The organism is Pseudarthrobacter sp. NPDC092439 (genome assembly GCF_044754945.1).
Classification (GTDB): domain Bacteria; phylum Actinomycetota; class Actinomycetes; order Actinomycetales; family Micrococcaceae; genus Arthrobacter.
The window spans coordinates 691414-700508 of sequence record NZ_JBIVQB010000002.1; the positions used below are offsets into that span (position 1 = coordinate 691414).

Below are 9095 nucleotides of genomic sequence, written 5' to 3' on the forward strand. Positions count from 1 at the left end.
CACCCTGGCCGCAGAATGGCTTCACCCTAGGTGCGGGGTGCGCCGGAGCGCACGCGTAACGCCCCACCTGTCTTTTGGCGGGAGTACTCGTTTTTTCGGCGGGGAGGAAGGGGACTACTTGCTTTGCCGGCGGCCTCGGCTCACCAGGACGGCAGTGCCGGCAGGGGACGTCGTCCTGGCGACGCCGCCTCGCGGCTGCTGGAACGCGCGGACCGCGCGGTGCGGTAGACCCGGCTGCCGGCGCCGCTAAGCTGTGGGCATGGCCGGGAAATCCACCGCAGAGAAGCTTGCCACCCTCCAAAAGGGGTACACCCTGGAGGGTGCCACCATCGAACTGGGGGCTGCGGTGGTGGACGGCGAAGTCCACAAGGAAGCCCCGGTCCGCCTGCCGCTGGCCATGATGAACCGGCACGGACTCGTGGCCGGAGCCACCGGAACGGGCAAGACGGTCACCCTGCACATGATGTCCGAACAGCTCTCCGCCGCGGGCGTCCCTGTGTTCCTGGCGGACATCAAAGGCGACCTGTCCGGTCTGGCGACTGCCGCCGTCGGAAATTCCAAGCTTGCGGAACGTACCGAGGGGATTGGCCAGGAGTGGGAAGGACGGGCCTTTCCGGTAGAGTTCCTGGCCCTTGGCGGGGACGGCGCCGGCGTCCCGGTCCGGGCGACGGTCACCTCCTTCGGACCTATCCTCCTCTCCCGGATCATGGAGCTGAACGACACGCAGGAATCCAGCCTGCAGCTGATCTTCCACTTCGCGGACAAGAACGGCCTGGAACTGACCGACCTCAAGGACCTCCGGGCCGTGATCCAGTTCCTCACGTCTGCGGAGGGCAAGGAGCAGCTGGAGGAGCTCGGCGGTCTGTCGAAGGCAACAGCGGGGGTAATCCTCCGCGAGCTCGTGACCCTCGAGGCCCAGGGCCTGGACACGTTCTTCGGCGAGCCGGAGTTCGACACCGCGGACCTGATGCGCACGTCGCCGGACGGGCGGGGCATCATCACCTGCCTGGAGCTGCCCACGCTCCAATCCAAGCCGTTGCTCTTCTCCACCTTCCTGATGTGGCTGCTGGCGGACCTTTTCGAGGAGCTGCCCGAGGCCGGTGACCTGGACAAGCCCAAGCTCGTCTTCTTCCTGGACGAAGCGCACTTGCTCTTCAAGGACGCCTCCAAGGCCTTCCTGGCCGCGATCACCACCACCGTCCGGCTGATCCGGTCCAAGGGCGTGGGCATTTTCTTCGTGACCCAGACGCCGAAGGACGTCCCCGCTGAAGTCCTGGGCCAGCTAGCCAACCGGGTCCAGCACGCGCTGCGTGCCTTCACCCCCGAAGACGCCAAGGCCCTCAGGGCAACGGTGTCCACATTTCCCCTGAGCGACTACGACCTCGAAGAGACCCTGACATCGGCGGGCATCGGCGAAGCCGTGGTCACCGTCATGAACGAAAACGGGGCACCCACCCCGGTGGCCCACACCCGGCTCCGCGCGCCCGAGTCAGTCATGGGCCCGAGCGGGGCGGGCGTGGTCTCGGGAATCGTCAACGGCTCAGCCCTGCTGGCGCGGTACGGCGAGGCGGTGGACAACCAGTCGGCCTATGAAAAGCTGTCCGGGCAGGGTGCCGGGGCGGGAGCTGCGCAGGATCCGGCGACCGAGGACTCCGCTGCAGACATGGACGTCGACGCCGAGGCCCGGCGCATCGAGGAGGACATCCTCGGCCGGCCCAGCAGCCGGCCCGCCCCCGGCGGCCGGACGGTGCCGGCTCGGGACTCCACGCCCCGCTCCCCCTCCGGCGCGGACCGCAGCTCCGCGGACGGCCTCGGCGGTGTGTTCGGTGACGCCCTGGGCGGCGGCCTGAAGAGTATGGCCCGCTCCATCGGAACCCAACTCGGCCGTGAACTGCTGCGCGGGGTGTTCGGTACCTCCCCGCGGCGCCGCCGCTAAGACTCCCGGTTCCAGCCACCCGGTAGCCGTGGCCAGCGGCGGCGGGCGCCGCCGTCGTACTCCCTGTCCCCGTGGTGCGCGGCACATGTGACGCCGCCCGGGAAGGCCGTGCGCACGCTTACCGGTAACGTGGGAAGCGTGCAGATGAGTCAAGCGTTGGTGAGGATCGCGGCCGGTTGGCTGCTTGGCCTCATGCTTGCCGTGGCTGCGGGGGTGGTGGCGGTGAACGTCGTGAACAACACCGTGTCCAGTCCGCAGCAGCCTGTGCGCGAATACCTGGAAGCCCTCCAAGGCGGCGACGGCGGCAGGGCCCTGGGCCTCCTCCGCGCCACCGTTCCCGGCGGCAACGCGGCCATGCTTGACGGGACAGCCCTGCAGACGGCCGTCTCGAGGCTGTCCAACACCACCGTGGGCGACCCCGAGCCACGTCCCGGAAACCGTGTCATGGTGCCCCTGGACTACACCATCGACGGCAGCCGGCTACGCACCGAATTCCTCCTGGAGCGCACCGGCACCGAATGGATATTCTTCGACACCTGGGCGTTTGTCCCCTCCCGGCTGCCTACCGTGGACGTCACGGTCGTTAACTCCAGCGAAGCCACGCTCAACGGCATCCCGGTGAATATGCCGGACGGGCAGAACAGCTTCGCCGTGTTCTACCCGGGCGAGTACGAGGCGTCCTTGAACGGACGCTACTTCTCGGCCCCCGCCACCCGGGCCACCGTCACGGGCCGTGGCGCACCCGTGGCGCCGCTGAACCTGCTGACCGAGGCCACGGACCGCCTGAAAAATGAGGTCGCAGCCAAGGTGAAGCAGTACCTGGACAGTTGCGCCGCAGAGGCTTCCAAAGTGCAGAAGCTGCAGCCGGACTGCCCGTTCTACTACGCGAGCGACAACCGGGTCCAGGACGGCACTATTAAATGGAGCATCACCAAGTACCCCGGGGTGTCCATCGAACCCTTCAACGGCCGCTGGGTGGTGGCCCCGCTGGACGGCAAGGCGCGCGTCCAGGCCCAGCAGCAGGATTCCTTCACCGGCGCCTGGTTCCCGCTGGATGAAGAAGTGGACTTCAGCTTCACCACGCGGCTGGACATCGGCGGCGACACCATCAAGGTCACCCCGCTGCTGAGCTTCTAGCGCCGGGGCTGCCCGAGCGTCACACCCAGCACGCTTTCGGGGCTCTCCCAACTACCAGTCCCCGTGATTCCGGGGTTGCAGCCCTCTCCTGGTATCAAAAGCATGCTCTGCGTGACGTCCGCTCGATCATCGCCGCCGCGCCAGCACCTGCAGGACCTGAGCAACCATGGCTTCGGGATAGTGCACCACGTCCGGATAGTAGTACCGCAGGGCTGTGTACCCCTGCACCACCGACTCGTTGTTCCGCCGGTGGTCCTTCTGCACCTGCTTCCATTCGGCGTGGTGCCGGCCATCCAGTTCCACCACCAGCCAGCCGTCCAGCAGCAAATCGACGTGACCCACGCGCTCCAGGTAGACCTGCGCCTGGACTGAAATCCCCGCCTGCCGGAAATAGGTCCGCGCCAGCGTCTCAAGGAGTGAATCCGAGCCCCGGTCCACCCAGTCCAGCACCGCCCTCGCCTTGCCGTTCCTCTTCCCGGGCAGGTGTTGGCGCAGGAAGTCGACGGTGATATCGCCTCGCCCCACGGCGCACTCGACCATCACCAGGGACTCCGCGAAGGACAAGCACCGCAGTGCGTGGATCAGCACGTCGGCGAGCGCCGCTACCGGCCGGAGGGAGGCTGGCGGCAGGAGCAGTCCGGCGTGGTAGACGGCGTTGCCCCGGACGGATTCCCGGCGCCGGTGGTGGACGTGGCGGAGCCCGTTGGGCGGCAGGCACCAGAGGTTGTACATGGGCGCAGCACTTGAGCAGGTCAACAGCTCACGGTTCCGCAGCGCGGCCACCAGGTCCGGAGAGGCCGACGGAAGCGCATACAGTCCCCGTGCCGGCCGCAGGACTCCTCCCCGGACGGCACGTCGCAGCGCGGCATCGTCAACTCCCATTCGGGCGAGTACCGGTCGGCGCGCTGCTCCGCCACATCGTGCGAGGGCTTTGAAGGCGTCCATGCGGACATGGTGGCTCCGCGCTTCCGCGCATGGCAGAGGTACGAGAGCCTATGTGGAAAACTGCTGCCCACAGGAGTCGCGTCACGCCGGGCATGCTTTTGGCTGCCGCCGCGAGGCGCAGTCCCGTGAGTCCGCGGTTATTGCCAGGCCGGGTACCCAAAAGACTGCTGTCCGTGACGCGTAGGCGGCAGCCTGTCAGGGATGCTAGGCCGGGTCAGTCCATGCCGCGCAGGTCCAGCACCAGTTCCGTGTCCCCGTCACCCTGCAGGACCACCGGGATGCCCCAGTCCTGCTGGTACAGGTGGCAGGCAGCGTGGTCCGGGATCTCGCCGTCCTCGGTCTCTGGTCCGTCGCAGGCGGCCGCGCGGGCGGTAATGTGCAGGACGCCTTCGGGTACGTCGGCGGACAGTTCAAGCGTGCGGAGCAGCCCCACAGAGGTGCCGCCACCCGAGACCAGCAGCTCCGGCGGTGTGGAGGAGATCTTCAGCTGCGTGGGGTCGCCCCAGCGGTCATCCAGCTTCTGCCCGGTGGGAGCCTTGAAGCGGACGGTCAGCTCCAAGGGCCCCGGCGCAACGGGGCTCTTGGGCCGCTGGGTCTGTGACGCGCCCTCATCCACCTGCTGTGCTTCCTTCGGGATGGGCACGTACACCAGCTGGTGCTTGTTTGCTTCCACCACCACCAAGAGCGGCTCGGAACCGGCGGACCGGGTGTGGTCCACAATCACGTCCGAAGGCTCGGACAGGCCGCGGGCCAGGGTGGACACGGTGCCGGCCGCGGGGTCATAGCGGCGGACAGCTCCGTTGTAGGTGTCCGCGATGGCCACAGAGCCATCGGGCAGTACAGTGACGCCCAGGGGGTGCTGCAGCCGGGCCTCCGGCGCAGGACCGTCCCGGAAGCCGAAGTCGAACAGGCCCTTGCCCACGGCCGACTCCACCATCACGGTGCCGTCTTCCGCGATGACGAGCTTGCGCAGCGCGGAGGTTTCGGAGTCGGCCACCCAGATGTTGCCGTCCGCGTCCTCGGCCAGGCCGGAGGACTGCGCGAACCATGCCTCGTCCGCGGGCCCGTCCAGCAGGCCTTCCAGGCCGTTGCCGGCCACGATGGCCACCGCCCCGCTGATGGGGTCGAAACTGAAAATCTGGTGTACGCCGGCCATCGCCACCACCACGGCGTTGAGTTTGCCGGACCACACCACGTCCCACGGCGAGCTCAGAGCGACCTCCAGCGGGTGCCCGCCCAGTTTGCCGGTGACTCCGGCGGCGTGCTCGTCCACGCGCGCCGGGCCGGTTTCCAGGAGCCGCTGCACGCCGTTACCGGCCAGTGTCGACGCCTTGCCGTCTTTCAGCGACAGTCCCCGGAGGCGGTGGTTCACGGAGTCGGCAATGACGACGTCGTAGCCCGCCTTTGCTGCCACGTCTTCAGGGAGCAGCACCAGGCCTTGGGGCTCGTTGAATTCAGCGGTGCCGGTCTCGCCGGCGGCGGGGCCGTCGGCGTAGCCCTTGGTGCCCGAACCATAGGTGGCGAGGACCGTCTCAAAGTCGGTGTCCAGCTCCACCAGCCGGTGATGGCCGGTGTCGGTGACCAGCCAGGAACCCTTTTCCCCGCTGTTGCCTGCGGCACCCGCCGCGGCGCCGCCGTCGTACGTTTCCTCCAGGGCGACGGAACCGCGGCCCGCCGGCAGGAACAGCGCCTTGCCGGGGAAGCGGAGGGTGCCCGACGTCGGTTCGGGCGCCACATAGGGGCCGGAACCTCGGTGGAGGGTGCCCTTGGCCTCGTGTTCGGCGATGAGCTCGGGGATCAGCACGGCCAGGCCGTCTGCGTGGCCCTCGCCCGACAGGTGCGCCACGATGTAGCCCTCGGGGTCGATGACCACCAAGGTGGGCCAGGCGCGGGCGGTGTAGGCCTTCCAGGTGTCCAGCTCGGGATCGTCGAGGACCGGGTGGTGGATCTCGTAGCGTTCCACGGCAGCGGCCAGGGCCACCGGATCGGCCTCGTGCTCGAACTTGGGTGAGTGGACGCCGACGGTCACCAGGACGTCCGAGTACTCCTCCTCCAGCGGACGCAGCTCGTCCAGGACGTGCAGGCAGTTGATGCAGCAGAACGTCCAGAAGTCGAGGAGCACGATCTTGCCGCGCAGCGCTTCGAGGTCCAGCGTCTTGCCGCCGGTGTTCAGCCAGTTACGGCCCACCAGTTCGGAGGCGCGGACCCGGGCAGAGGTTCGTACGGTTTCGCTCATCAGCGTCCTTCCAGCTTGTTGCGTTCAGCCAGCCTGGCGTCGCGTTCAGCCAATTTGGCAAACATATCGTTGTAAGCGGCCAGATCGGCGTCGTTATTCCTGTCCGCCGCCCGGTCCACGCGTTTTGTTTCGCGCTGGTCGGACCGGGACCACATAATCGCGACGCCGATCGCCACCAGGAGCGTGGGTACCTCGCCGATGCCCCAAGCCACCGCGCCGCCCATTTGCTGGTCCACCAGCGCCGACGGACCCCATTCGCGGCCCAGGTTGCCGAAGTAGTCCGCGGCGAGGAGGTTGGTGCCGCCCATGATGGCCACGCCGAAGAACGCGTGGAAGCCCATGGTGGCCAGCAGCAGGAGCAGGCGCATCGGGAAGGGCGCGCGCCGCGGCAGGGGGTCCGTCCCGATCATGCTGAGGACGAAGATGTAGCCCGTCAGCAGGAAGTGCAGGATCATCAGCTCATGCCCCACATGCTCCCGCATGGCGAACCCGAAAAGGTCCGAGTAGTAGAACAGCACGATGGAGCCGGCAAAGTTGGCCGCGGCGAACAGCGGGTGGGTAACCAGCTGCGAGAACTTCGAGTGGACGAACACCAGCAGCCACTCCCGCATGCCCCGGGAACCGTCGGCGCGGGCCGGGAGGGCGCGCAGGGCGAGCGTGACGGGGGCACCCAGGACCAGGAAGATCGGCGCCACCATGGTGAGCGCCATGTGGTCCACCATGTGCGCGGAGAACAGCACCCGGCCATAGACCGACGGCGGACCGGACGTGATGTACGTCAGGACCAGCAGTCCGATCACCCAGTTCACGGACCGGAACCAGGGCCACTTGTCTCCGCGGCGGCGAATCTTGACGACGCCCAGGAAGTAGGCGACCAGCCCGAAGACGGCCGCCGTGATCCAAAGCCAGTCGGGACGCCACTCGGTGAGCCAGCGCTCGGGGGTGAGCTCCGGGGGAAGCTCATAGCCGGTGAGGATGAACGCCGGGGACGCATCCGGGGCGTAGGCGGTGGGCTCCGGCGGTGCTGAGCGGCCCAGTGCCACGGCGATGCCGGAGGTGGCGCCCATGATGACCAGCTCAGCCAGCAGCAGCTGCCACAGTACGCGCCGCGAGGACATGGCGGATCCCTGCCGGCCCAGCTGCGGGATGACCCATTGGCGGTGCATGAAGCCGATTCCGCCCAGCACCAGGGTGGCTGCGGACTTGGCAAGAATCAGCTGGCCGTACGGTGAGCCAACGAGGTCCTGCCACGCGGTGATCCGGATGGCCGCATTGATCACGCCGGATGCAAAAACCAGCACGAACGCGAAGCCGGCCAGGGTGGAAAACCTCCTGAGCGTGGGCTCGGTGATGTCCGTGTTTTTCCCGGTGAGGAGGCCGGACAGCAGCGCGAGCACGATGATGCCGCCCACCCAGGCGCTGACACCCACCAGGTGCAGGCCAAGGGAGTTGATGGCGCCTTCGTGGTCCGACGAACTCGAGGAGTGGCCGATCAAGGCCATTGGGATCAGCCCGCAGAGTGCCAGGATCAGAGTCAACGCCAAGGCGCCAAGGGACCTGACACCGAAGAGGGCCGTGGTGGTGACCGCAGCAATGATCGTGACGGCCAGCCAGGCTCGGCCGGTGTCGATGTCAGTCATGAAATAAATCAGCGAGGTGGTGAACTCGGCATCCGCGGCCAGCGGCTGGCCGGCCACGTCAGCGTACGTAAGGACCAGGACAGCGACGGCGGACAGCGTCCACGCGGCGCCCGCCGCGGCCGCTATTGCCAGGGCGCGGGCGAAGGCCGGATGCTCCGGTCGGCCGCCTTCAGCACGGCCGTGCTGCCGGGCAGCGGCACCCGCGAACCTCGGCAGGATGCCGACGGCGAAAATCAGGCCGCCGATGACGGTCGCCAGGGATACATTGTGGATGGCCTTGCTGGCAGGCAGGCCCCAGCGGACGAAAGCACCCGGATCGGCCACGTCGGGTGCTGCAGCGGCGCCGGAGAACAACAGGGCCGCGACCAGGCCCAGAAACAGTACAGCCAGCCCGGCCAGCTGCCACGGGCCGGAGATGCCTAGTGCGGTGCCGCGCGCCGGGGTCCGGCCGCCAGCAGCAGGCCTGCCCTCCGCGCCGGCGGAGGCAGGCTGCGGGGCGTTGGAACGGGGGTTGGCGGCAGGAGACACCATTCCATTGTCCGCTACTGCGGGGCCGCCCGCGAATCGGCTTAACGCAGAAAGGAGCGGCAACCAGGTGGTTGCCGCTCCTTTCGGAAGCCGGCGCGTGGCCGGCCGGAAGGACTACTTCTTGTTGGAGACTGCAGCCTTCAGCTTGGAGCCTGCGGTCAGCTTGACGCTGTGGCCGGCGGCGATCTGGATGGTCTCGCCCGTCTGGGGGTTGCGGCCGGTGCGTGCTGCACGGTCGGTACGCTCGACGGCGAGCCAGCCCGGGATGGTGATCTTCTCGCCGGCGGCGACAGAAGTCTCGAAAACCTCGAACAGTGCGTCGAGGACGGAGTTCACGGCTGCCTGGCTGGTGCCGGCCTTGCCTGCTACCTCTGCAACAAGTTCACTACGGTTCTTAGCCATTTATGTCCTCCTGGACTGTCATGATTCTGGAGCCTGCACGCGGCATGCGTACAAGCCACTGTTCGAAAACTTACCAGCTTGGGCCGTCCCGGTCCGCAAATTCCGCGTGTTTCCGGCACTTTTTGAGGTTAATCACCGGATTTCCGGGGTTGCGGAGCGCTCCGGGTGTGGGTTGTGGGGTGTGGGTGTTTAAATGTGGGAGGCCCCGAACCTGGTGGTTCGGGGCCTCGACCAATGTGTGTCCGGCGGTGACCTACTCTCCCACACCCTC

Annotated in this window: 6 protein-coding genes; 2 read left to right on the plus strand and 4 right to left on the minus strand. The window is 67.6% G+C overall.

All coding sequences use genetic code 11. From position 1 onward, the window contains the following. The first annotated feature begins 259 nt into the window (after positions 1-259). Positions 260-1936: a helicase HerA-like domain-containing protein gene (locus tag ACIQCM_RS08050; RefSeq protein WP_400605418.1), complete on the plus strand. Its 1677-nt coding sequence runs from the start codon at positions 260-262 to the stop codon at positions 1934-1936. Positions 1937-2080: 144 nt separating this feature from the next. Continuing rightward, positions 2081-3073 (plus strand): hypothetical protein, encoded by a 993-nt coding sequence (locus tag ACIQCM_RS08055; RefSeq protein WP_400605420.1) that lies wholly within the window; start codon positions 2081-2083, stop codon positions 3071-3073. A gap of 126 nt (positions 3074-3199) precedes the next feature. On the opposite strand, the gene ACIQCM_RS08060 is transcribed toward ACIQCM_RS08055, so the two are convergent. From ACIQCM_RS08060 to ACIQCM_RS08075, 4 genes are all read right to left on the minus strand, one after another. Continuing rightward, the gene (locus ACIQCM_RS08060) at positions 3200-3955 is read right to left on the minus strand and encodes an endonuclease domain-containing protein (protein WP_400605422.1); all 756 of its coding nucleotides are present in this window, start codon (positions 3953-3955) and stop codon (positions 3200-3202) included. Positions 3956-4232: 277 nt separating this feature from the next. Further along, the gene (locus ACIQCM_RS08065) at positions 4233-6254 is read right to left on the minus strand and encodes an NHL domain-containing thioredoxin family protein (RefSeq protein ID WP_400605424.1); all 2022 of its coding nucleotides are present in this window, start codon (positions 6252-6254) and stop codon (positions 4233-4235) included. Continuing rightward, entirely contained in the window at positions 6254-8425 is a 2172-nt protein-coding gene (locus tag ACIQCM_RS08070) for a cytochrome c oxidase assembly protein (RefSeq protein ID WP_400605426.1), read from the minus strand. The genes ACIQCM_RS08065 and ACIQCM_RS08070 overlap by 1 nt, the downstream gene beginning before the upstream one ends. A gap of 111 nt (positions 8426-8536) precedes the next feature. After that, the gene (locus ACIQCM_RS08075) at positions 8537-8824 is read right to left on the minus strand and encodes an HU family DNA-binding protein (RefSeq protein ID WP_009358243.1); all 288 of its coding nucleotides are present in this window, start codon (positions 8822-8824) and stop codon (positions 8537-8539) included. Between the last annotated feature and the right edge of the window lie 271 nt (positions 8825-9095).

Bases quoted from the DNA above. Each gene is read 5' to 3' on its own strand.
- ACIQCM_RS08050 (WP_400605418.1), top strand. From the start codon at position 260: ATGGCCGGGAAATCCACCGCAGAGAAGCTTGCCACCCTCCAAAAGGGG.
- ACIQCM_RS08060 (WP_400605422.1), bottom strand. From the start codon at position 3,955: ATGGGAGTTGACGATGCCGCGCTGCGACGTGCCGTCCGGGGAGGAGTC.
- ACIQCM_RS08065 (WP_400605424.1), bottom strand. From the start codon at position 6,254: ATGAGCGAAACCGTACGAACCTCTGCCCGGGTCCGCGCCTCCGAACTG.
- ACIQCM_RS08055 (WP_400605420.1), top strand. From the start codon at position 2,081: ATGAGTCAAGCGTTGGTGAGGATCGCGGCCGGTTGGCTGCTTGGCCTC.
- ACIQCM_RS08075 (WP_009358243.1), bottom strand. From the start codon at position 8,824: ATGGCTAAGAACCGTAGTGAACTTGTTGCAGAGGTAGCAGGCAAGGCC.
- ACIQCM_RS08070 (WP_400605426.1), bottom strand. From the start codon at position 8,425: ATGGTGTCTCCTGCCGCCAACCCCCGTTCCAACGCCCCGCAGCCTGCC.